The sequence below is a fragment of the Streptomyces sp. NPDC101194 genome, assembly GCF_044767885.1.
Taxonomy (GTDB): Bacteria; Actinomycetota; Actinomycetes; order Streptomycetales; family Streptomycetaceae; genus Streptomyces.
This window is the reverse complement of the sequence record NZ_JBIWOS010000005.1, coordinates 184,586-208,469: the sequence shown is the minus strand read 5'-3', so window position 1 is coordinate 208,469 and position 23,884 is coordinate 184,586. Positions and strand designations below refer to the sequence as shown.

Below are 23,884 nucleotides of genomic sequence, written 5' to 3'. Positions count from 1 at the left end.
GATGGCGCCGAAGTTTCCGGGAGGGGCGCGCTGACCTGGAATGACGCACCTACCGGAGTCGGCGGTGCACGGTGTGGGCCCGTTCCTGGGACGGTCGGGGGAGCGCCGGCGGGCGGCCACGCCTCGTGATGGTTGCCCTGGAGCGGTCTACGGGACGACTCTGGAGGAGACACAGCCCGCGGCTCGGGGAACTCGGCTTCAGGCTGTGCGTACGGAGACTACGGAGAGGCGCCGACTGTGGACGGTCGGGAACCCCCGGGGAAGCTTCCTGGCACGAGTGGCCACTGTGCCGTGCCACACACCGCGGACATGCGGGTGGAGGCATGGTCGCCGACGGCCGCGGGCTGCATCGGCGAGGCTGTCCGCGCGGTGGTGGAGGGTTTCGCCGACATGTCCGCGGCCGAGTTCGTCGGCGACCACGAATACGCGATCACGTCGGCATCCGACGAGGATCTGCTGGTGTCCGTCCTGGAGGAGGTCGTCTACCGGATGGATGCCGACGGCGAGATCCCGCTCGACGTCGACGTGGGGGAGATCCGGCCGGCGGGGGACGGCCGGAGCCTGTCGGTCCGCTTCCGGATGGCCGACGCACGCACCGTCGTCCCGGTCGGTGCGGTGCCGAAGGCCGTTTCGCTGCACGACCTGCAGCTGCGCAGCGGCCCTGGCGGCTGGGCCTGCCGGGTGACCCTCGACGTCTGAGGGCGGGGAAGGGAAGGGAAGGGATCATGGCGCTCACGGTGGCCCTGGCAGGCGACACCATGCTCGGACGCAACGTCGCCGGGGAACTTCGCCGCTCGCCGGTGCCGGGGACGCTGATTTCCACCGGGGTCAGGAAGGTGCTCGCCGAGGCGGATCTCTTCGTGCTCAATCTGGAGTGCTGCATCTCCGACCGAGGGCACCGCTGGCCCGATCCGCGAAAGGCCTTCTTCTTCCGGGCGCCCTCCGTGGCCGCGAAGGTGCTGGCCGAACTGGGGGTGGACTGTGTGACGCTCGCCAACAACCACGCCCTGGACTACGGGGCCGACGCCATGGCCGACACGCGCACTCTGCTGGCCGGGGCGGGCGTCCGCACGGTCGGCGCCGGGGCGAACGAGCACGCGGCCCGGGAGTTCGCGGTGCTGGAGGCGGGCGGTGTACGGCTCGCGGTGGTGGGCGTCACGGACGACCCGGAGGAGTATGCGGCAGGGGAGAGCAGTCCCGGTGTGGCCTGGGCCGATCTCCACGCGGGGGTGCCCGGCTGGCTGAGGGAGTCGGTGGGCCGGGCCGCCGCGGCGGCGGATGTCGTGCTGGTCACCCCGCACTGGGGCCCCAACATGACCTCCCGGCCGCCGCGCCGCGTCTCGGCCGCGGCCCCGGAGCTGCTGGCGGCCGGAGCGACGCTGATCGCCGGGCACTCCGCCCATGTCTTCCACGGGATCGCCGACCGGATCCTCTTCGACCTGGGCGACTTCGTCGACGACTACGCCGTCGACCCGGTCCTGCGCAACGACCTCGGGCTCCTCTTCCTGGTGACCCTGGACGGCCCGGATGCCGTGCACCTGGTTCCTGCCCGCGTGGAGGCGGTGCCACTGGCCCTGGACTACTGCCGCACCCGCCTGGCGCGCGGTGAGGACCGGGAGTGGATCCGGGAGCGGCTCACGACGGCCTCTGCCGAGTTCGGCACCGCCGTCGCCGATCGGACCGGACGGCTGACGGTCGACTGGAGGTGAGGGACGTGGACATCGCGCTGGTGGAGAGCGGACCGTACCGCTTCCGGATCGAGCAGCGGGAGCCGATGCGCGTGCCCGGGGTCGTGTTCGCCTCGCGGGCGCTGCTGCCGCAGGCGGCGGGGGACAAGGCGCTGGAGCAGGTGGCGAACGTGGCGACGCTGCCCGGCATCGTCCACGCCTCGTTCGCCATGCCCGACGTCCACTGGGGCTACGGCTTCCCGATCGGCGGGGTGGCCGCCACCGACATCTCCCACGGCGGGGTCATCTCGCCCGGCGGCGTGGGGTTCGACATCTCCTGCGGCGTACGGCTGCTGGCCGCCGGCATCGACCGCGAGGGGCTCGGCCGCGACCGGATGCGGCGACTGATGGACATCCTCGACGACACCATCCCGCGCGGTATGGGGCGCGGGGGCCTGTGGAGTCTGTCGGGGGCCGGGGAGATGGACGATCTGCTGGTCGGCGGCGCTCGGTACGCGGTCGAGCACGGCCACGGTGTGCCCCGTGACCTCACGCGCTGCGAGGACCACGGGGTCCTGGAGGGTGCGGCCCCGGGGCAGGTGAGTGCGCGCGCCGTCGAGCGCGGCCTCCACCAGGTGGGAAGCCTCGGCTCGGGCAACCATTTCCTGGAGGTCCAGGCGGTGGACCAGGTATACGCCCCGACCACCGCGGCGGCCTTCGGGCTGCGGGTGGGCCAGGTGTGCGTCATGATCCACTGCGGGTCGCGCGGCCTGGGCCATCAGGTGTGCACCGACCACGTCCGCGTGATGGACCAGGAACTGCACCGGCACCACATCCAGGTCCCGGACCGGCAGCTGGCCTGTACCCCGGTCGACTCGCCTCGGGGCCGCGCCTATCTCGGGGCGATGGCGGCGGCCGCCAACTACGGCCGGGCCAATCGCCAGCTGCTGTCGGAAGCCACCCGCCACGCTTTCGCGACCGCTGCGGGAGTCGGCCTGGAGTTGGTCTACGACATCTCGCACAACACCGCCAAACTCGAGACCCACGAAGTGGACGGTGCGGCACGTCGGCTGTGCGTCCACCGCAAGGGCGCCACACGGGCGCTGCCGCCCGGCGATCCGAGCCTGCCCGAGGACCTCGTCGAGGCCGGCCAGCCGGTACTGGTCCCCGGGACGATGGGAACCGCCTCGTACGTGATGGTCGGTCTGCCCGGCAACGATGCCTTCCGCTCCGCCTGCCACGGCGCCGGCCGGGTCTGGAGCCGTCACCACGCATTGCGCATGGTCCGGGGGGAGCAGCTTCGCGCCGAGCTGGAGGCCCGGGGCATCGCCGTGCGGCCCTCCTCATGGCGCGGTCTCGCCGAGGAGGCGCCCCAGGCGTACAAGGACGTCGGGGCGGTCGTCGCCGCCACCGAGGGCGCCGGACTCGCCCGGCTGGTCGCCCGACTCGTACCGCTGGGCGTGGTCAAGGGATGAGCCGGTACGAAGCGAGGGCGACCGGCACGGCTTCCCCGACGGTTTTCGTCCGTGCACCTCGGCGGAACGCGAGTAGCGTGGAACCTGGATGAGGGGCCGGGCAGGAAGGCCGGTCGGCACACGCCGAGGTCCTGTGCCTTTCGGACGAAGTCCGGCGAAGGGATGCATCTTCTCGGAGCACGGAGCACGGAGCACGGAGCACGGAGATCGGAGCACATCGCGCACCGAGCAGCGGCTCGCAGCCGCAGCAACCGTGGGAGGAGCGGCGATGGTGGCCGCGGATCCGGAAGTCGTCGTACAGGCCGGACCGGTCCGGCTCCACGGGCAGTTGTATGTCCCCGAAGGGGCCACGGGCATCGTGGTGTTCGCTCACGGCAGCGGCAGCAGCCGACACAGCCCGCGCAATCGTTTCGTCTCGTCTTCGCTGAACAAGGTCGGCCTGGCCACGCTGCTGTTCGACCTTCTCACCGCGCAGGAAGAAGTGGACCGCGCCCACGTCTTCGACGCCGCCCTGCTGGCCCGCCGCCTGGGCGACGCCACCCGCTGGCTGCTCGACCGGCCCGAGGCCCGGGGCCTGCCGGTGGGCTACTTCGGTGCCAGTACCGGCGCAGCCGCCGCGTTGTGGGCGGCGGCCGAGCCGGATTCCCCGGCCGTGGCGGTCGTCTCCCGCGGCGGCAGGCCCGATCTGGCCGGACCCCGTCTGCCGGCGGTGACCGCGCCCACGCTGTTCATCGTCGGAGGCGAGGACGGGGTGGTGCTGGACCTCAACCGCCAGGCCCAGGCGATGCTGCGCTGCGAGAGTCGACTCTCTGTGGTCCCCGGTGCCACTCACCTGTTCGAGGAACCTGGTGCTCTGGGAGAGGTGGCGGACCTGGCCGGAGAGTGGTTCGTCGAGCACCTGGGTCGTTGCGCAGGACCCGGGAGCTGAGCGTCGGCGCGCCGCGGGGAGGACTTGGCGCCATCGATCGACGCGGAGCCAGGCGCTCGACTCATACGGAACGCGGCCGTCTATACAACCTGCTTGTCTACGCGCATCATTGAGTTGCTTCGCTCGGACAACCATCCTCGGCCGGAACGCGGTCGTCTCCCTTTGACGTGTGGTGGCGGCGGCCGAGTCAGAGATTGTCATGTACTCGTCAATTCACGAGAAAGGCAACACGATGGCTTGCGGATCAACCAGCCTGTGGGCCGGTGAAACCAGCTGGTTCTGCTGCGGCAACGCCTGGGGCCCGTGCTCCAGCGCCGGCGGCGGCGCCTGTGGTAACTGCCAGTCCAGCGCGCACCACGGCGCGTGGCCCAACGCCTCACAGGCATGCTGGAACATCACCCGGCCCGACCTCTGTGGCGAGAACATACCCAGACGCGGCTGCGGTGCGGTGATGAACGTCAAGCACCAGTGCTCGGGCGCGACGGTGTGCATCACCATCACCGACTGCGGCCCGCGCACCAAGGACTGGTGCGGCGAGGCGACTTGCTGCAACGGCACCTGCCGCACCAACCGTGTCCTCGACCTCACCCCGGCAGCCTTCTCGGCGATCGGCAACCTGAGTTCGGGCAAGCTGCCGGTCTACATCTACGAGTGAGGAGCGCCGACATGACCGTACGACACGACCGGGCCGACGGGATGCGCAGGCGGCGCTTCCTCACCAACGCCGCGCTGGGTGGGGCGACCATCATCGGCGCGACCGCGCTCGGCGGGCTCGACGCCGAGGCCGCCTTCGCCGCGGAACCCTCGCTCGACCCCGCGATAGCAAGGTCCACCTTCGTGGAGGGCCGGATCACGGGCATCACCGGCAGCATTCTGGAGGTCGCCGGGTCCAACGGCGGCCACTCCCGGGTTCAGATGACCAACGTCACCAGCGTGTGGAAAGTCCGCGCGACCACGGCCGAAGTGATCGAGGTCGGCGACGGGCTCTACGCGCGCGGCGTCACGATGCCCGACGGCACCGTGGCCGCCGACGCGGTGTGGGTGAACATCGTGAATCTGGACACGCAGATCCGCGGCATCGCGAAGAACCGGCTGCACCTCTCCCACGGCCGGCACGAACTGGTCGGTCACGTCGCCCCGGACGCCAGCGCCTCCTACGCCGGCCGCGCACTGACGTCCGACCTGTCCCGGCTGCGCATCGGACAGAGCGCCCAAGTGCTCGGCGCCTGGCGGCCGTCCGACAACTCCGTGGATGTCGTCCGCATCTCCGTCGGGCACTGATGCGGGCCCACGGACACAGGGAGAGGAAGAGATGCTGTCACTGACAACGGGCCTGGCCTCGCTGGTCCTCGCGGGCCTGCTCGGGTGGACCGGAGCGGTCAAGGTGTTCAGCCGAGGCACCGCACAGCAGGCGCCGAAGACGGCACTGGCCCGCATTCTGCGCAGCAGTGAGCGGGCCACGAGAGTGTTGCGCGCGACCGGCGCGGGTGAACTCCTGATCGCCGCGGGTCTGCTGATGACCCCGGCGAACCCGGTGCCGGGGGCCGCCGCAGCGGTCCTCGGGGCGGGCTTCCTCGCCTACCTCGGTTATGGCCGGACCATGGCGCCGGAGTCCTCCTGCGGCTGTTCGGCAAGTGAGGACACCCCCATCACCTGGCGGGCCTTCGCTCGCGCGGCGGTCGTGGTCATCGGCGGGGTCACGGTGGCGGCGACACAGGGCTCCTGGTGGTCGGCGATCTCCGAGCGGCCTGTCGGCGCCCTGGTCTTCCTGGCCGGGGCGGCGGCGGTTCTGGTCGCTCTCTCGGCCGACCTCGACCGATGGTGGCTGCTTCCGCTGCGCCGGACGAGGCTGCGTGTCTTCGGCCACCCGCTCCTGGGAACCGTCGGCAGGGACCGGGTGCCGGTGGCGGCGAGCGTCGAACTCCTGGAGAACTCCCTTGCCTGGCAGGCCGCCGCACCGGTGGTCCGGTCCGCCTTGCTGGACCATTGGGAGGAGGACGGCTGGCGCATTCTCCAGTACTCGGGTGTGTACGGGGACCGGGAGACCGCGCGCCCGGTCGCCGTGGTGTTCGCACTCGACGCCACGGCCGGGCGGGACGCCGGTGACGACCCCATCGTCCGTGTCAGTTATGTCGACATGGACAGCGGGGAGGCGGTGGCCATGGACGAGCTTCACGCGGTGCCGTCGCGGAGGGCCCTGCCGATGGCGGGCTGACGCCACGTACGGCCGCCCCGGCCCGGTTCGGTCGTCCGGTCACCTCACGGCGGCACGGGTGCCCTGACCTGCTGATCCCGATCGCCGAGCACCACAGTGCCCGCGAGATCGCGGTCGGCGGCGGGTCCGGGCACGAGCAGGCAGGCACCTGGACCGGACCCGTGCCGGCGGCGGAGGACGGGAAGCGACCGCCCCTCCCGTCCTCCGCACCGTGTGCGGTGGGTGGCGTTCCTCGACCGCGTGCGAGGAACCGGCGAAGGCGGCGTGGTCGCGGTTCGGGGTGTCGCATGCCGAAACGCACCTCCTGCTCGACCGGCGCGGTGAGGTCGCCCTGCGGCGTTCGGACCTCAGCGGCCGTGACCTGGCCGAGGAGGTCGACGCGCTCCCGCGCTGACGCACAGACTGCTGTCGCCGCGGCGCCCTCAGGAACCACCATCGCCACTGGGCCACCACGGCTACCGGCCGCGCCCGTCGCCGCCCACGGCAGCGGCCTCCCCTTCGGCGAAGACGACGACCGCGTCCTTCGAGCCCAACACGAGCGGGGCCGATTTGGACGGGTTGAGGAAGATGCCGTAGTTGGGGGGCTCCTCACCGTGCCCGGCGAGCCGATAGCCGATGGCGGTCTCCCCCCGTCGCCGCGCGGCCTCGATCACCGTGGCGAAATTGGCCTCGGCACCGGGGACCACGTAGTCGGACGCCGGCTTGATGTAGATCTCCGAGCCTTCCGGGTTGAACAGATCGGTGAACACGCTGTGCAGGTGACGGTTCTCGGTGAGCTGGGTGAGCAGCAAGCTGATCACCTTGGTGCTCACGATGAAGTCGTCGGCCTTGGTGACCTGGGCGACCTCGCGGTTGCCGTCGTCGTTCATCTCCGTGACGATCGAATACGGGTCACCGAGCGACTCCTCGATGTCCCGCAGGTGGAGCAGGGTCACCAGGGTCCGGTCGTCTGCGGGCCCGGCGGCGATGGTGTCATCCGAGAGCACGACGATGTGCTGGTAGTCGCCCAGGTCCAGGGCCTCCAGCGAGGACCTCCGCGTCGGCTCGCACACCTTGAACCCCACCGTGAGGTTGACGAGCGTGTCGCTCGGGGCGGCCTCCGGCCGTCGTGGCGCGGCGATGTCCAGCGTCGAACCGGGTTGAACGAAGCTGTCCAGCAGCGTGACCAGCTTCGCCGTACGGGAGTTCTCGCCGATCAGGATCGTACGGTCGAGCATCGGTGACTGGGCCGGGGCCGATGTGATCGCCGACTCGACGATCGCCGGGCGGGCCTCACACAGCCGGATGAGCAGATCGTCTTCGGCGACGACGAGTATCTGGTCTCCGCGGCCGATGACAGTGTCCATCGGCGGATTGACCAGCACGTCTTCCATGTTGGCGCCCAGCCCGACCGGGACGCCGAGGTCGAAGGCGTTCAAGGCGTGCCCGTACGTCGAACCCACCAGGGCGGGCTCCTCGTGGAAGTAGAACTCGTTGCCGACGAAACTCAGCAGTTCGTTGAAGACGGTCGAAAGGCCCGTCTGCCGGTGCGCCTGCGCGATGAGGCGGACCGCGATGTCCTCGGCGTCAATCACCAGGGCGCTCCTGCCGGCGGCCAGTCGGGCCGCCGCAAGGTTCTCCGAGTCGTGGACGGCGGCGACGATTTGTGGGCGGGTCCCGGCCCACTGGCGGCTGTGCAGCAGGAGGAGGGCCTTGATGACGTCGACGTCACGGTCATCGCCCACAGGTGGCAGCACCATGATCGACTTCGCCGTGTCCGGGTTGACCAGTTCCAGGTCCGCCCGCACGAGAGGGTTTCCGGAGCGGCAGATGACGCGGGTGCTGCCGGTGTCGGGGATGCGGGCCCGGATCGCGTCCTCCATGGAAACCTTGTCCCGGTCCGCGAGGATCACCACGCACGAGCGGCGTTCGCTCTGATTCGCCTCGACGAGCTCGGAGATCACGGTGAAGACCTGGTCCGACCAGCCCAGAACGATGGTGTGCCCGCGCTCGATGAGCTGCGAATGGCCCTTGCGCAGCTCCTGGAGCTTCTGGTTCAGACCAGTGGTCAGGACACCGATGAGCGCGCTGACGATGAAGATGCCGCCGAGCGTCACCGCCAGCATCAGGCCGAGAAACACCGGGCCGCCGGTGTCCCCGCCCATGGTTCCGGCGTCGAGGGTCCGCAGGAGGCTCATCCACGCGACTCCCAGCCAGCCGCCGTTGTCCTCCGCGTCGGTATCCGTGAACAGGACGACCAAGGTCGAGGCCAGCGCGATGAGCGCGACCGAGGAGAGTGCCAACCAGCTGATCAGGGCCGGCGTTCCCCGGTCCATGGTGCCGTCGAACCAATACCGGAACCGGGTCCGCAACCTGTCTCTCATCCCCTGCCCTCCCCTTCTTCCACGGCCTCCGGACAGGCCGTGGAATCCGTCGTCACGGCCATGACGAAGCACAGTTGATCATTCTCGCAGTCCGAGCAGGGATCCCACTCAAGGGACCGCGCACAAGGGCCGGTTCAGGCCATGCAGCCTGACCGACGGCGAGGGACGCCCGAGGCGCAGCGGTCTGCCCCGACAAGCGCGCCGCTGCCGGTTCCGTCGTGAGGCTCATGCACGCCACCGGGATGAAATCGCCGACACCACGCCCGGAGTCTCAGCTCATCGGTCTTGCTGCGGAATCGTGGAGCCCCCTGAGGTCGTAGGCGAGGAGCAGGGGCACGGCCCGCCCCACTGCCCCGACGGTTGCAGCAGTCCCCTCCAGCCGCGGCTCTGGGAGGGATCGCCGTCGGCATCGTCGTTTGTTCGAACCGACATCGCGGCAGGTCCGGGGGTGGCCCTCGGTCGCGGCCGGCGATGCCGGGCCGGACTCCATCGCCCTGGCCTCGCTCTTGGGGGTGCGGGCCGATTTGCCCGCGAGGCGCGCCGGATCGGGGAGCTTCTTCGCTCCGTTGTGTGCCCATGGCGAAGGAGGGCAGTCCCGGTGCGGTGGCCGTCAAGGGAGCGAAAAGGGCCAGGAAGGAGCTGTTGGGTAGCGGAGGACTTGGCTGTACGCCGACAATGCGGTCACCCTTCACCGTCCGGGGGGCATCGGGCTCCCGGATCGAACAGAGAGGACCGACCATCATCATGCGCAAGCCTCTCCTCGCCACCCTCACCGCCGTTTCCCTCGGTGCCGCCGTCTTGACTGGCGCAACGGGCACCGCAGCCGCAGCACCCAACCGCGTGAGCGGGGCGACCGCCACTGCTGCGACGGCCGCCGTGCACCCTGATAGTGCGCCCGCCCCGGTGACGGCCTCCTCCTTCGCCGGCACCGTGGCGCTCAGTAACTGCTCAGGCTCCCTGATCCGCATGCCGAACTCGCAGGCGACGGACCCGGGGCTGGTCATGACGAACGGTCACTGCCTCGAAACCGGCTTCCCGAGCGCGGGCCAGGTCATCACCAACCAGCCCTCCACCCGCAGCTTCACGCTGCTCAACGCCTCGGCCGGCACCGCAGGAACGCTCAAGGCGAACAAAGTCGTCTACGCGACGATGACCGACACCGACGTCACGCTGTACCAACTGACCAAGACCTACGCCCAGATACAGCAGTCCACGGGAATCGCGCCGCTGACGCTGTCGGAAGCCCACCCGGTGCAGGGGCACGCGATCGACGTGGTCTCCGGTTACTGGAAGCGGGTCTACTCCTGCTCCGTCGACGGATTTGCGTACCGTCTGAAGGAGGGCCAGTGGACCTGGAAGGACGCCGTTCGCTACACCCCGGAATGCCAGGTCATCGGGGGCACCTCGGGTTCCCCGGTCATCGACACCACAACAGGGCAGGTGACGGCGATCAACAACACCATCAACGAGAACGGCGAAAGCTGCACCCTTGACAATCCCTGCGAGGTCAGTGAGCAGGGAGCCGTCACCGTCCGCCGGGGAACCGGATACGCCCAGGAGACCTACGGCATTCCCGCCTGCTTCACGACGGGCAACAAGCTCAACCTGTCGGCCACGGGCTGTACGCTCGCGAAGCCGACAGCGTCAGCGGCACGCTGAGTTGACATCTGAGGGCGCAAGCAGCGCTCGTCCACGGCCGGTCGTGCCACCGCGTCGTGCGCAGCCGGCACACCGCCGGAAGGCGGCTGTTCCGGCTCAGTAGTGTCCCGCCAGATCTTGCATGAGACGTGACCACCCGTGCTGCGGCCCCCGGCACCTCAGATCCTGCCGATGTCTCCTTCCGGACACAACGTGGGGCGGGTGGGGCGCAGCGAGGACTTGGTGGTGTGCCCCACCGGCGTCAGTAGCCTGTCACGGCTTGGGAGCCGTGCAGGCCACGGTGGCCTTGGACGCATCGGAGCGCGCGAACCGGGGGAGTCCACCCAGTACTGGTCCTTGTCCGGCATCCGGTGCTCGGTCGAGAGGCCCGAGCTGAACGCTCCACCCAGCGAGGTCTACGAGGATGCCGCCCGCGGGAGCGCATACGTCGAAGACCTGATCGCCGCCATGCCGGACGACCGGACAAGCGCCCGGACCGCTCCTACGTCGCCGACACCACGCACCGCCTCCAGCCGTCGGGCGCGACGCCCACCGTCCCTGGCAGCACGAAGATCCCTGCCAGGTCGTCGTGAGGGCAGTGCGGACCGACCTGCGTTGTCAGTGGCCCTCGTTAGTCTCCCTTCGTATCGCAGTTCAGGGGCCTTGTGGCCCATGGTTCGGGCTGCGCCGGCATCTGATGGACAGGCGGAGGGGCACGGCTGATGGCGTGGCTGACAGCGGGTGAGGGGTACGAGATCACCCTTGAGGACGGGCGTGTGGTCGCACGGCGCGCCGGGGGGCGGCAGTTGAAGGCGCTGCCGAAAATATTGCGCGACAGTCCCGATGTCGACCGGCTGAGGCAGCTGGCCGAGTGGCTGGACCGGCACGCGGCTTCGTGCGTGGCTCAGGTGGACGCCTGGATGGTGTCGTCGCTTCCGGTTCCGACCGAGCTGATCGCGCGGGTGTGGCCGGACGAGGCGTGGCAGTCGGCGCTGCGCGACATGGCCGTCGTGGGTGACGATCCGGACGAGGTCGGCTTCCTGCGGGACGTCTCCGGCGACGGGGAGCTCAAGGTGGTCGACCTCGACGGCGAGACCGTGCGGCTTTCGCCGCGCACGGTGACGCTTCCCCACCCCGTGCTGCTGCCGGACCTGGACGACGTACGGGACTTCGCGGCCGACCTCGGCATCACCCAGAAGGTGGAGCAGATCCACCGGGCGACCTGGGCCAAGCCGGACGGGACGGATGCCGGGCGCCCGGAGACGGCGACGGAGATACGGGACTACGCGGGCGGGAAGTTCGCCTCGCGGTTCGGTCTCGCGGCGCGCGCCACGGGCCTCGGCTACCGGGTGTCCGGTGGCTACGCCACGTGCAAGGTGCGTGATGGGGGCCGCAGCACGGAGGCGTCGGTGTGGATCGGCGAGCCGTACTGGGACGGGGAGTCGGAGACCGGCGGGCTGAGCTGGCACGACGAGGACGGCCGCGCGGTGCGGCTGATCGAGGTCGGGCCGGTGGCCTGGTCCGAGGGGATGCGCATGGCCGCTGCGCTGTACGCCGGCCGCACGATCGAAAAGGGTGGGGACGCGTGACCAGGACGGGTGGAGACGACAACAAGGAGCTGCTCGCGGCAGGCGCGGTCCTCCCGGCCGACGCGCGGGGTGCGGGCCCTTCAGCGATCGAGCTGACCGCGCGGGCCTACCGCCACACGGTGCTCGGCGAGGATCGGGTCGTCGTGCGGCTGGCCGCGGCCGAACTGGGCCCCGCCGAGGACCTCGCAGCCGGCTTCCTCGGCCTCGAGCCGCAGGGCGAGCCGGCCGTGGTCGGTCTCGGCCGGCGCCAGGAACTCGGCTTTCCCGAGTGGGTGCTGGTGCACCACCCCCAGGACGGGCACCACGCACTGGCGGTCGTGCCGGAGCTGGACCGGCTGGCCCGGCAGGCCAGGACCAAGCCCAAGGCCGCCCTGGACGCCTGCCACGAGCTGGCCGGGCGGCTCGCCTCGGCCGTCCCGCACTTCCTGCCCGTCTTCTACGAGCAGGCCGCGCGGGTCTTCCTCGGCGTCGAGAACAGCACGTACGCGGGTCAGCTGTTCGGCCGTGCCCGCACGAGCGAGGCGCAACACGGGCTGACGGTCGACGAGGACCGGCTCGACGCCGTGTTCCTGGAGTTCGCCCTGGCCGGCGCGCTGCCGGTGAAGGTCCTGACCGGTTACGGCAAGGACCTGTCGACCCGGCTCGCACCCGTCGAGGCGTACGAGCGGTTCCGGCGGCTGTGTGTGCGCCGGACTGCCGGCGGCCTCGCGCCGTCCGCCCAGGCCGCGGTGGAGCTGAGGCGGCTCGCCCGCGCTGCGGCCATGTCCGGCAACGAGGCGGAGCAGGACTACCTCGCCGAGATCCTTCCGCTGCCGGCCACCTTGCGAGCCGCCGCCGGTTGGTGGAAGTCGCACCGCGCCGCGCTGGTTGCGCTGGCCCGGCGCGTTCCCTCCGTACGGGGCACGCTGCTGTCGATGATTCCCCCCGGGGACAGCGGGGAGATGACCGAGCTGTGGCTGGGGATCCTGGCGGAGTCGGGGGCCGACGCCGGTCTTGCCGACGCCGACCTGCCGCAGGAGGAGCAGTGCTCCGACGGCGCGGCGGGCTGGCTGGAGCGCTTCCACAGTGCCCGGCATCGCGGTTGGGGGCCGCGCCCGACGCCGCCCGCCCTGCTGGAGCTGGTCGAGCGGGCGGCCGGCCGGCTGCGTGCCGATCTGGCGGCGCGGCCCGAGGGCGAGCGGTTGCTGAGGATCGGTGTCGAGGACGTGAACCTGCTGGACCTCCTGCTCTCGCTGGAGATCGCGGTCGCCGACCCCGAGGAGAAGTCCGCCCACCACCAGCGCGGCAGCGCCCTGAACCTGTCGGACTGGGCGCGTGGCGAGGAGCCGCGGGACCTGGTCGGACTAGCAGCCGACCCGCGCTTCCGGCCCTCCTTCGGGCGCGGGGCGAACAGCTACAACAGTGCGTCCTCCGGTGCGGACGTGATGCGGCGGCTGGCCGCCTCGCCCGGCGGCCGCCCGATGCTCACCGAGTGGATGCGCGAGGTGGCCGTCTCGTCGGTGGCGGCCGGGCTGCCCGGACTGCCGAAGGCGATCGAGCGGCTTTCGTGGCTGCCCTCCGAGGCTCTCGTGCTCGCCCCGCAGGAGGTCGCGGCCGCGGCCGGTGCGGATCTCGGCGAGGCCGTGGCGCGCACGCTTCGGGGCGGTCTGTGGGAGGAACTGCGCTGGCCGGCGTGGGAGGAGGCGCTGACGGAGCTGGCGCCGGGGCGCCACACCACCGAGGGTCTGACGGTCGTGGAGGCCTGGCCGTATCTGATCGTGGCCAACGCGACGCAGGTGCGCGTCATCGACGCCGACTCCACCGTTCTCGTGCACGATCTGCGGGTGCCCACCACGAACGTGTGGCGGACGGGCTTCCACTACGTGGACGGTGCACTGCTGGTGTTCTGGAGCACGTACGGTCGCGGAGAGCCGCAGGGCTACTGGCACACCGCGCCCGACACGGTGTTCGCTCTCGCCGGCGCCGACTCCTGGGCCATGCGTTCGGATCACCTCAGCCTGCAGCTGCCCGGCGGCGGCCGCACCACCGGCGGCGGGGTCTTCCACAACGGCGACACGAAGCTGCCCGCAGAGCGCGCGCTGCTGTCCGACGGCACGTCGTACTGGGTGTGGCAGGACAGGGACGGGGAGGACAAGGGCGGCTGGCTCGAGTACGACCCCGTGGGCGGCGCGTACGGCCGGCGCTCGCAGCCCGGTTTCCTCGCCGACGCGCTGCGACGGCATGCCCCCGGGGCCGAGTTGGCGGCCGGCTCGTGCTGGCTGAGGCCTGCCCCGGCGGTGGCGGGTTCGGCCCAGGGGACGTCCGCGGACGGGCTCCTCGGCTGGCGTGTCGTGCGCCTGCCCGACGGCGGCCACCACGGCGAGGACACCATTGGACGGGTCGTCACCCTTCCGAGGGGCGCCGACAGGCCGGTCGCCGCGCTGACGTTTCCCGGCGACGACCGGCCGCGGGCACTGACCCAGCAGTGGCGCGAGCTGTCGCTCAGCGACCCGGAGGGCATGGTCACGACGTCGGCCCAGTGCGACCACCGCAACGAGCTGTACGGGACCGCGGCTCAGGCCCTGCCGCCGCTGCCGTACCTGCACATGCTGCGCCCGCGTGATCCGCAGGGGTCGGCGGCGCTGCGGGGCGCAGACTCGGAGTCGGCCGGCGTCCTGCTGAAGGCGGCCGTGCTCGCGGAGCGGGTGGCGGACCTGCCCGAGCTGGTGAGCGCCGCGCTGCCCCAGGTCTCGGCACCCGAGCTGATCGCCGGCGTGGTGAAGGTGCTGCGCTTCGCGGTGAGGCAGCAGAAGGCGCTGGACGCCGTGGCCGCACGGCTCGACCCCGCCGCCGAGCCCACGGAGGTCCGGGGCCAGGGACCGAGCGACCACGTGCTTGCCCAGGCGCTGCAAGGCATCGTGAATACCGACTACTACCGCTACGGCGCGGACACCGACGTGACTTGCCGTTACCTGGAGTCTCTGGCCTCCGCGCGCACGGACGCCGCGGCCACGGCGCTGCCGGGCAGGCTGCACTTCGATCTGCCGTCACTGCCCTACTCGGGACTGCCGTTCGTCACGCTCCTGGACGAGCCGGCCGCGATCGCCTACCGGGCCGTGGCGCCCGGCAGTGATCCGGCACACCGTGCAGCCCTGCTCGAAGTCCTCGGCCGGGTGGACGCGCTGGGGCTGGCCTCGACGGCGGCCTCGGCCGGTCACTGGCGCCGGGTCCTGGTCCGCCTGGCGACGTCCCACCTGGACATGCCGGACGGCCAGCGGCGCAACGTCGCGCACCGCAGTGTGCTGCCCCTGGGCGGTGGTGCTGCGCTCGGCATCACCGAGCACAACTCCGGCGTCGACGACGGGTGGGAGTTCGGCGCGCTGCTCCACGACCCGAGCGGCCGTTTCGAGGTGCCCGGCCCCTACACCGTGAGCGGTGAAGCGCCGGTGGGCGACCGGGTGCGCGGCGCCGACTGGCTGACCGGCTTCCTCGGGGAGGCGAGGTCCCATGAGGCGGTGCCCTTCCTGCCGGAGACCGCCGACGAGTTCAGCCGCCTCACCGGTGTGTCCCGGGCGCTGGCCCGGATCGTTCTCGCGGGCATGCCCGACGTGGACAGCTGGGAGAACAACTTCCTGCCGGCCGAACTGCGCAAGACGCTCGGGCTGAAGGTCGCCGAGGCGGGACACGCCCGCGACGAACTGCGCGCGCTCCCGGTCGAGGCACGCCGGGCGCTGCTCGCAGCGTTCCTGCCCGACGACCCGGCACGGCTGTGGAGCGAGGGCCCGGACGTGGCGTCGGCAGCCGCCGTGTGGAACGAAAAGGTGGGACGGCGCCGGCAGGTGCCCGACTGGCTGGCGGTGGAGGCCGCGCGCGCCGTGAGCAGCGGCTGGCCCGTGCACCGGGCGCTCCCCGCGCTGCTGGAACCGGCGTCGTCGCCGGAGCTCGGCGTCGACGTGCCATGGCGCATCGAGGGCGATCACCCGGCGACGGCGTCCCCCGCCGATGCGCCGTTCACCTCGGCGGTGCTGGTCGGCTCGATGAGCCTGACGGCGTGGCTGGCCCACCGGCTGCCCGTCGGCGATCCGGTACGTGCGGCGCTGCCGAGTGCGCTGACCGCCGTGCGGCAGCGGCTTGCGGCACCCGAACTGCTGCTCTCCGCCGGGCACTACACAAGCCTCGCGGACTTCCGGAAGGTGGCCGGCGCCCCTACGGAGACGGCACCGGACCACGAGCGGTACGGCGCGGTGCTCATGGCCACGCAGGACGGCCAGCCCCAGCCGGCCGTACGGCCCGCCCTGCTGGACTCCACCGGCTCCGACCCGTACCTGGCGGCACTGCGCGGCGCCGATCAGCAGCCGACCGGGGTCGAGACGGCCCTGCGGAGGGCATACGACCCGGCGTTCGCACGGCTGTTGGCCGACCCGGGCGCACCCGCCGCCGGCGCGGCGGACGACGAGGGCCTGTGGTGGCCGCAGGATCCGTCCCGTTCGGTGCCCGAGCGGGTGGCCGAGGTCGTCGAGGCGCGCGGTCTGACCGCCGACGCGGCGACGCTGTACCTGATGCTGCTGGCCATGCCCGACCCGACGGACCGCAACACCGCCCGATGGACGGGATGGAAGCCGGCCCGTCTCAAGGCGGCGCGGGCCGAACTGGCCGAGACCGACCTGGTGGTGTCGGCCGTACGGACCCGGGCAGGACGCTCGCTGTTCTTGCCGGGCGCCTGGGCGGAGCAGTCGGCGCCCGTCCTGCCCGTCGAGCAGTGGAAGCTGCCGATGTACGGGGTGGCCACGGGCGGCCGGCCGGTGCTGGGTGCCCTGGTACCGACCGAACCGGCCGCGGAGCTGTTCGCACGGGCCTGGCAGCGGATCCTCGACGGCGACCTCCCGCGCTTCGAGGAGCTGAAGGTGCGGCGTACGAGGCGCCGCCGCTGAGGCACCGTCACTGTGACGCCGCCGAACGGCACCTGAGCCGCCGCTGACCGGGCCACCCGTCGTCAGCACGGCGCGGCGCGCCGGCCCCCGGGTGCGCCGCGCCGGCCCCCGACCTGTACGCACACCTGTCGAACCATGACGAAGGAAACCCGCATGACCGTGACCGAACAGACCGCACCCGCCCGGCAGGGCCAGCCGGCCGAGGAGCGCCACGCCGCCGAACTCGCCTTCCTCGCCGCCCAGGACCCCGGCCCGCGGCCGCCCGGCTGGGCGCTCACCCCTCGCGCGGTGGTCACGTTCGTCTGCGGCAGCGACGGCGTGGAGCTGGCCCTGCCCCGGCGCCGCGCCGGTCTGCCGTCGAAGCTGGTGATCGCCCCGAAGTTCGTCGGCGAGCGCGCGCTGGTCGAACGCTGTGTGGTCACCCTCGCCGGAGAGCGCGGGCTGCTGCTCACCGGCGAGCCCGGTACGGCCAAGTCGATGCTGTCGGAGCTGCTCGCGGCCGCTGTCAGCGGGACCAGCGCCCTGACGGTGCAGGGCACGGCGGGCACCACCGAGGACGCGTTCCGCTACGGCTGGAACTACGCGCTGCTGCTCGCTCAGGGCCCGACCCCGCAGGCCCTGGTGGACTCCCCGGTCCTCGCCGCCATGCGGGCCGGAAGGGTGGTGCGGGTCGAGGAGATCACCCGCTGCCTGCCCGAAGTGCAGGACGCACTCGTCTCCATCCTGTCGGACCGGCGGATCAGCGTACCCGAGCTGACCGCCACCGAGGACGCGGTCGTCCGCGCCGCCCCCGGCTTCACCGTCATCGCCACCGCCAACCTGCGTGACCGGGGCGTCTCCGAGATGTCGGCCGCGCTGAAGCGCCGTTTCAACTTCGAGACCGTCGCCCCGATCGCCGACGCCGACGCCGAGGCGGTCCTGATACGCAGCCAGGCTGTAGCCGCCGTGCAGCGGGCGGGCGCGGCCTTCGCCGTCGATGACGCCGTCCTCGACGCCCTCGTCACCGTCTTCCGAGATCTGCGCTCCGGCCGTTCCACCGAGGGCTGGGACGTGGAGCGGCCGGGCACGGTCATGTCCACCGCCGAGGCCGTCCAGGTGGCGGCGTCGCTCGGGCTCGCGGCCGCCTACCTGCCCGGCGGGGACGTGCTCGACCTGCTGCCGGGGCATCTGCTCGGCGTGGTCCGCAAGGACGACCCCGCCGATCACGCACGGCTGCTGGGCTACTGGGACGGTCCGGTGCGCCGCCGCGCCGAGAACGGCTCGGCGATGTGGCGCCGGCTCTGGGACCTGCGCGGGAGCCTGCGTTGACGACTGTCGATCCACGAACGGCCGTGGACGCACTGGCCGCATCGCGTGCGCCGTACCTGCTGGGAGTGCGCCACCACAGTCCGGCGCTGGCCGCGGTGGTACCCGCCCTGCTGGAAGAGGCGCGGGCCGAGGTGGTCTGCGTCGAGCTGCCGATCGACTTCCAGCCCTGGCTGGAACATCTGGCGGACCCCGAAACCGTCGCCCCGGTCGCCCTGGCCGGGGCGGGCGAGGGAGGACGGCTCTCGTTCTACCCGTTTGCGGACTTCTCACCGGAGCTTGCCGCGGTCCGCTGGGCCAGAAGCCACGGGGCGGAGGTCGTGTGCTGCGACCTTCCCCTCGGTGACCCGCGCTGGTCGGCGGGGGCGTTCGGGCCGGTGCGCGAGCCGGACGGGAACGAGGCGGATGCGCCCTCGGGTGCCGCGAGTGCCGCAGGTGCGCTCGATGCCGGTCCCGACGCCGGTCCTGACCCTGCTCCCGTCGGCGGGACGCCGCGGCTGCGGCGCGCGTACACCGTGGCGCTCGCCGCCGCCGGGACCGGCCGGGACGGCGACGACCTGTGGGACCGCGCGGTGGAGGTGCTGGCTCCGGGGTGCGCCCCGGACGCGGTGCGCCGAGCCGCACTGGGCGTGGGCTGGGCCCTGCGCACCGACGCCGTCGTACCTGCCGCCGACCTGGCGCGGGAGGAACGGATGCGGCAGGTGATCGCCTCTGCCTCGGCGGACGGGCGCCGGGTGGCAGCCGTGATCGGCGCCTTCCACGCACCCGCGCTGCTCACGTCCACGGAGGCGGATGCCGGAGCGGAGGCCGAAGGCGGGACGGCGGGCGTCTCCGGTGCTGCGGGGCGGGCGGTCGTCCCGGCCGAGGCCGGGCCGCGCGGTGCGGGGCCCCGCACGTGGGGATCCGGCACGGAAGCGGCAGGGGGTTGGGGGGCAGGCAGGGCCGGGGAAGACGGCGCCGCAGCGACCGAGGGTTCGGCGGTGACCTCCCTCGTGGCGTACTCCTTCGACCTGCTCGACTCCCGGTCCGGCTACCCGGCCGGAATCCGCGACCCGTTGTGGCAGCAGGCGGTGCTCACCGCGGCCGGCGATCCGGAACGGATCCGGGAGGCGGCTGCCGACGCGGTGACCGGCGTGTGTCGCGAGATGCGCCGCGGCGGTCATACCGCGGGGACCGGCGAGGCCGCCGAAACGCTGCGCCTGGCCTGCGACCTGGCCGCCCTGCGCGGACTTCCCGCGCCCGGGCGCGGCGAACTCCTGGAGGCCGTCACCACCGTCCTCGGTCAGGGCGAACCCCTCGGCCGGGGCCGGGCCCTGGCCCGCGCGCTGGAGGCCGTGTTCGTCGGCACCGCACGCGGCCGGATCAGCCCGCACGCGCCCCGGTCCGGTCTCGGCCCCTCGGTCGAGGCCGAGCTCGCGGAACTGCGGCTGCCCCGACCGGACGACCCCGACCGCCGCGACCTGCGCCTCGACCCGCTCCGTTCGCCGCTGGACGGCCGCCGAGAAGTGCTGCTCCAGCGGCTGTTGGTGATCGGCGCCTCGTACGGCGAACCCCTGGACGTGGCGAGCACGGGCGACGGCACGGCGCTCGGCACCAGGTGGCGCATGACGTGGACGCCGTCCGTGCCCGCGCGCCTCGACCTCGCGGGCGTGCGTGGGGTGACCGTGGCCCAGGCCGCCGTCGGCACGCTCGCCGCGACCGCGCGCCATGAGGCCGCCGAGGGCGGCCCCACCCCGGCCCAGATCCTCACCGGGCTGTCCGCCGCCGCGCGCTGCTGCCTGCCCGAACTGGTCGACGCGCGCCTGCGCGAGGCCTCCGCCGTGCTGCCCGACAGCGCCGATCTGCCCGAGCTCCTCCAGGCCCTGGACCTGTTGGAAGGATTGCGGCGTGGCCACTACCCCGGCACGACGCAGGGCGCCCGCACGACGGCCGCCGCGCTCACGGAGGAACTCCTCGAGGCCGCGGTCCGGTCCCTGCCCGGTCTCGCCGGGAGCGACAGCGGCGCCGACGCCGGGGCGCTGGTGGCGCTGGCGGACCGGACGGCCGCCCGCCATCTGGGTCTGCGACTGGACCGGGCGCTCGCCGAGCTGGTCGCCGCGGGCTCCCCGCTCATCCAAGGCGCGGCCCTGGCCGTACGCGTGCTGCTCGACCTGGACGACGTGGCCGGGCTGGGCGAGCGTGCGGCCGGCTGGATCGACGGGGCCACGGCTCCGGACACGCGCCGGGCGCTGGCGAAGCGTCTTGCCGGGCTGCTCACGGCCGCCGGGCCCCTGCTCCAGGCGTCGCCGGACGCGCTCGGCGCGCTCATGGACCGGGTTGACGCGCTGGCCGACCAGGACTTCCTCGACCGGCTCCCGGCCCTGCGCGGCGGCTTCGACACGCTGGCCCCGGCCGCGCGCGACAGGCTGCTCACCGCCGTGACGGAGCGGCTCGGCGACCGGCTCGACCTGTCGCTCGACGCCCCGCCCGAGCTGCTCGCCCTGTGGGCGGCCGCCGACGCGGCCGGATCGGCAGCGCTGAAGGCCATGGGACTGCCGGGCGCGGAGGCCGACGCGGGAACGGACCCGGGCCCGGATCCGGCCGACAATCCCCGGCCCGCACCCCCACCCGCGGCGAACGGCGCCGCCACGGGCGACGCGGACCGACGGCTCGGCCGTGCCGACCGCTGGCGGCTGCTGCTCGGTCGCCACAAGGAACGGCTCACCGGCGACGCGCGCCGCTACGCCCACGCCCTGGACGAGCTCTACGGCCGCGGGCGCGGCGAAGGCGCCCAGGATCTCGACGGCGGCGCACCAGGCCAAGGCGGCGGTCAGGACCCGTCCTTCCCCACCGCGCGGGAGTGGGCGCATGAGCTGGAGGCCCTCTTCGGCACCGACGTACGTGAGGAGGTCCTCGCGGAGGCCGCCGACGCGGGGCGCACCGATGTGCTCGCGCAGCTCGATCCGGCGTCGGTACGTTCGTCCGTGGAGCTGCTCGGTTCGGTGCTGTCCCTGGCCGGAGGCATGCCCGAGGCTCAACTCGCCCGGCTGCGTCCGCTGGTGAAGCGGCTCGTCGACGAGTTGTCCCGGGAGCTGGCCACCCGCCTGCGCCCGGCGCTCACCGGTCTGGCCACCCCGCGCCCGACCCGGCGGCCCGGCGGGCGCCTCGATCTCGCCCGTACCCTGCGGGCCAATCTCGCCCACACCCGCCGGACGGAGGACGGCCGGCTCGTCGTCGTACCGGAGCGCCCGCTGTTCAGTACGCGGGCGAGCAAGGAGGCGGACTGGCGCCTGGTCCTCGTCGTCGATGTCTCCGGCTCGATGGAGGCGTCGGTGATCTGGTCGGCGCTGACGGCTGCGGTCCTCGGCGGGGTTCCGACCCTGTCCACGCACTTTCTGGCCTTCTCCACGCAGGTGATCGACCTGACCGACCGGGTCGAGGATCCGCTGTCACTGCTGCTGGAGGTCCGGGTCGGCGGCGGTACACACATAGCGGCGGGTCTCGCGCACGCACGTTCGCTGATCACCGTGCCGAGCCGCACGCTCGTCGTCGTGGTCAGCGACTTCGAGGAGGGCGCACCGCTCGGCGGGCTGCTGGGTGAGGTGCGTGCCCTGGCGTCCTCCGGCGCCCACCTGCTGGGGTGTGCGGCGCTCGACGACACCGGCACGCCGCGCTACTCGGTGTCCGTGGCGCGCCAACTCGTCGCGGCCGGTATGCCGGTGGCCGCCCTCAGCCCGCTCGAACTCGCCCGCTGGGTGGGCGACCGCCTCCGTGGAGAACACCGTTGAGCAACGCACTCCTGCCTCCCGTCGCCCCTGACGTCCTCGCCGACGCCGTGGAGCAGCTCAGCGCACGGCTGCGCAAGAAACTCGACGCGGCGATCTCGGGTTGCGCCGACCATACCTCCGCCACGGCCGACGGGGCGGTCGAGGTCCACTTCGGCGAGGACACCACGGTCATGCTGCGCCCGGGGCCGTCCGGCGCGGTCACGAACGCGGAACAGGCCGTGTGCACCTGCCTGTTGGCCCCGCGCTGCCTGCACCGGGCCGCGGTCCTGGGCGCGGCACCCATCGCCGACGGGGAGGGCGACGCGGGCGGGGGGCACGACTCGGGTACGGGTGAGGCCGCAGGCTCGGGCGCAGCCTCCGACACGGGCGCGGGGCCCGAGGAGGCCGCATCCACCGCCCTTGCCGCCGACGTTGCGGCCACGGCGGTCACGCCGGCCGGCCTCACCGCGGCGCAGGTCGTTGCCGCCACGGCGCTGTGGGAAGCCGCCGCCGAGGCCCTGTCCGCCGGCGTCACGGCGAGTGGCGCCGTGGTGCAGGCCGAGCTCCTCCGAGCCGCCCACACTGCGCGGCTGGCCGGGCTGCCGCGGGCCGAGGCGGCCGCGCTGCGAGTCGTACGGAGCCTGAGGGCCGCGCGGGAGCGGAGTGAGGGACAGGGTCTCGCCGACCTCACCGGAGCCTTCCGTGAGCTGCTGGCCGGCACCGCCCTGCTCGCCTCCGGGTCGGCCGACACGGAGGTGGCGGGTTCCGCGCGCCGGCTCTACGAACAGGGCGGCAGCCTGCGGGTGTACGGCCTGTGCCGGGAGCCGGTGCTGTCCGCGACGGGGTACGGCGGAGTGACCACGCACCTGGTCGGTTCGGACGGCGCCGGTTACACCGTGTCCGACGTGCGCCCCGGTGGCCTCGCCCGCGTGAAGGGCGCGGGGTCCGCGTCCGTGGCGCTCGGCGGTGCCGTCCTCGACCACGCCGGGCTGGCGCGCGGGGGGCTGCGGATCGTCGGCGCCACCGTCTCCGCGGACGGGCGGCTCGGGGCAGGGCGGGGGGTAAGCGCTACGCCACTGCGCGGGGTGGACTGGTCCGAGGAACCCGTCGCCGCCCTCTTCACCCGACCGGTGCAGGAGGCGATGGCCGCCGTGCTCGCCGACGGCGCGCCCGAGGCGGGCGGGCCCGGCAGTACGGCGCGGGGTCTGCTGGGCTGCGACGTCGAGGTGATCGGTGCGGCCGGCGACTCTGTCGTCGTCCGCGTCGCCGGTGAGGGACCGCTGCTGCGGCTCCGTCCCGCACACCCCCACCCGGAGTTGCCGCACGCCGCCAACCTGCGCCGGATCGCCGAACACCCGGGGCTCGCCCTGCGTGTGCTCGGCCGTCCCGACCTGGACCGGGCGGCGACGCTCCGGTCGCTGGCGGTCGGGCCGGTTCCGGGAGCGTCCGCCACGCTGCGGCTGCCGGACGCGTGGAAAGGCCGTGCCGACCTGGGCTACGACCGGCTCCAGGGCGAACACTTCCCCCGCGAGGCGGCGGGACCCGCGGCCTGCGGGCCGGTCGCCGCGGGTCCCGACCCGCTGGCGGAGGCACCGCTGTGGCGTGTCCGGCGCCTGCTGGAGACGGGCGTCGCGGGCGGCCGCCGTGCCGTGGCTGAGGCCGGCCGCGGGACGGATGCGGCCTCGCTCTTCGCCCGCCTGACCCGGGCGGGACTCGGCGGAGCGGCCCACCTCGCACAGGCCTTGACCACGGAGGCGGGCCGCCGCCCCCGCGACGCCTTCGGCCGCCTGGCCGACCCCTCGGCCGATGCCTACGCGAGGGCCTGGCTCGCCTCGGCCGTGCACCTGGCGGCCGCGGAACGTTCGCTGGTGGCCGCGTCCTGGTCGTGACCTGCCGCCGAGTCCACCGGGCCGCCCGGGCCGGCCTGGTGGACTCGGGCAGTCCCGGGCGACGGGGGAGGCATCATCGAGGAAACCGAGTGCGACCTGATCTGCCGACAATGCGGTCGGATCGCCGAGGACGCCGGCCTGTCCCAGCAACACCTCCAA

Annotated in this window: 14 protein-coding genes and 2 pseudogenes; 13 read left to right on the top strand and 3 right to left on the bottom strand. The window is 72.8% G+C overall.

Annotation, left to right across the window (positions count from 1 at the left end):
- Positions 1–237: 237 nt before the first annotated feature.
- The 4 genes and pseudogenes from ACIRP2_RS20840 to ACIRP2_RS20825 form a co-directional block, all read left to right on the top strand.
- Positions 238–699: an archease gene (locus ACIRP2_RS20840; RefSeq protein WP_404252297.1), complete on the top strand. Its 462-nt coding sequence runs from the start codon at positions 238–240 to the stop codon at positions 697–699.
- Between the two features lie 26 nt (positions 700–725).
- The gene (locus ACIRP2_RS20835) at positions 726–1,709 is read left to right on the top strand and encodes a CapA family protein (RefSeq protein ID WP_404252295.1); all 984 of its coding nucleotides are present in this window, start codon (positions 726–728) and stop codon (positions 1,707–1,709) included.
- 5 nt (positions 1,710–1,714) lie between these two features.
- Positions 1,715–3,142, top strand: coding sequence for an RtcB family protein (locus tag ACIRP2_RS20830; protein WP_404252293.1), 1,428 nt, complete (start codon positions 1,715–1,717; stop codon positions 3,140–3,142).
- Positions 3,143–3,401: 259 nt separating this feature from the next.
- Positions 3,402–4,070 (top strand): annotated as a pseudogene (locus ACIRP2_RS20825) (dienelactone hydrolase family protein); the annotation flags it as partial.
- A gap of 213 nt (positions 4,071–4,283) precedes the next feature.
- Here the strand turns inward: ACIRP2_RS20825 and ACIRP2_RS20820 are convergent.
- Positions 4,284–4,532 (bottom strand): hypothetical protein, encoded by a 249-nt coding sequence (locus tag ACIRP2_RS20820; protein WP_404252291.1) that lies wholly within the window; start codon positions 4,530–4,532, stop codon positions 4,284–4,286.
- Here ACIRP2_RS20820 and ACIRP2_RS20815 point away from each other — a divergent pair.
- Genes ACIRP2_RS20815 through ACIRP2_RS20805 form a run of 3 tightly spaced genes read left to right on the top strand, consistent with a single transcriptional unit; the run spans position 4,522 to position 6,285 of the window.
- Positions 4,522–4,725, top strand: a complete 204-nt coding sequence (locus tag ACIRP2_RS20815; protein WP_326603381.1) for an RlpA-like double-psi beta-barrel domain-containing protein — start codon at positions 4,522–4,524, stop codon at positions 4,723–4,725. The two genes, ACIRP2_RS20820 and ACIRP2_RS20815, sit on opposite strands and share 11 nt — an antisense overlap.
- 11 nt (positions 4,726–4,736) lie before the next feature.
- Positions 4,737–5,351, top strand: a complete 615-nt coding sequence (locus ACIRP2_RS20810) for a cell wall protein (protein WP_404252289.1) — start codon at positions 4,737–4,739, stop codon at positions 5,349–5,351.
- 31 nt (positions 5,352–5,382) lie between these two features.
- A complete protein-coding gene (locus ACIRP2_RS20805) occupies positions 5,383–6,285 on the top strand; it encodes a MauE/DoxX family redox-associated membrane protein (RefSeq protein WP_404252287.1) in 903 nt (300 codons plus the stop codon).
- A gap of 455 nt (positions 6,286–6,740) precedes the next feature.
- Here ACIRP2_RS20805 and ACIRP2_RS20800 read toward each other — a convergent pair whose 3' ends face one another.
- Positions 6,741–8,648, bottom strand: coding sequence for a potassium transporter TrkA (locus ACIRP2_RS20800; RefSeq protein WP_404252285.1), 1,908 nt, complete (start codon positions 8,646–8,648; stop codon positions 6,741–6,743).
- Between the two features lie 439 nt (positions 8,649–9,087).
- Positions 9,088–9,213: pseudogene (locus ACIRP2_RS20795) on the bottom strand (twin-arginine translocase TatA/TatE family subunit); the annotation flags it as partial.
- Between the two features lie 179 nt (positions 9,214–9,392).
- Here ACIRP2_RS20795 and ACIRP2_RS20790 point away from each other — a divergent pair.
- The 6 genes from ACIRP2_RS20790 (at position 9,393) to ACIRP2_RS20765 (ending at position 23,725) form a co-directional block, all read left to right on the top strand.
- Positions 9,393–10,307, top strand: a complete 915-nt coding sequence (locus ACIRP2_RS20790; protein ID WP_404252881.1) for a serine protease — start codon at positions 9,393–9,395, stop codon at positions 10,305–10,307.
- A 701-nt stretch (positions 10,308–11,008) separates the two neighbouring features.
- The gene (locus ACIRP2_RS20785) at positions 11,009–11,875 is read left to right on the top strand and encodes a DUF4132 domain-containing protein (protein WP_404252283.1); all 867 of its coding nucleotides are present in this window, start codon (positions 11,009–11,011) and stop codon (positions 11,873–11,875) included.
- The gene (locus tag ACIRP2_RS20780) at positions 11,872–16,785 is read left to right on the top strand and encodes a DNA-binding protein (RefSeq protein ID WP_404252281.1); all 4,914 of its coding nucleotides are present in this window, start codon (positions 11,872–11,874) and stop codon (positions 16,783–16,785) included. The genes ACIRP2_RS20785 and ACIRP2_RS20780 overlap by 4 nt, the downstream gene beginning before the upstream one ends.
- 153 nt (positions 16,786–16,938) lie before the next feature.
- On the top strand, positions 16,939–18,093 hold the full coding sequence (locus tag ACIRP2_RS20775) for an AAA family ATPase (protein WP_404252279.1): 1,155 nt from the start codon (positions 16,939–16,941) through the stop codon (positions 18,091–18,093).
- A complete protein-coding gene (locus tag ACIRP2_RS20770) occupies positions 18,090–21,857 on the top strand; it encodes a DUF5682 family protein (protein ID WP_404252277.1) in 3,768 nt (1,255 codons plus the stop codon). Before ACIRP2_RS20775 ends, ACIRP2_RS20770 begins: the two co-directional genes overlap by 4 nt.
- Positions 21,854–23,725 carry a hypothetical protein gene (locus ACIRP2_RS20765; protein WP_404252275.1) on the top strand — a complete coding sequence of 624 codons (1,872 nt, stop codon included), beginning with the start codon at positions 21,854–21,856 and terminating at the stop codon, positions 23,723–23,725. Before ACIRP2_RS20770 ends, ACIRP2_RS20765 begins: the two co-directional genes overlap by 4 nt.
- Positions 23,726–23,884 lie beyond the last annotated feature (159 nt).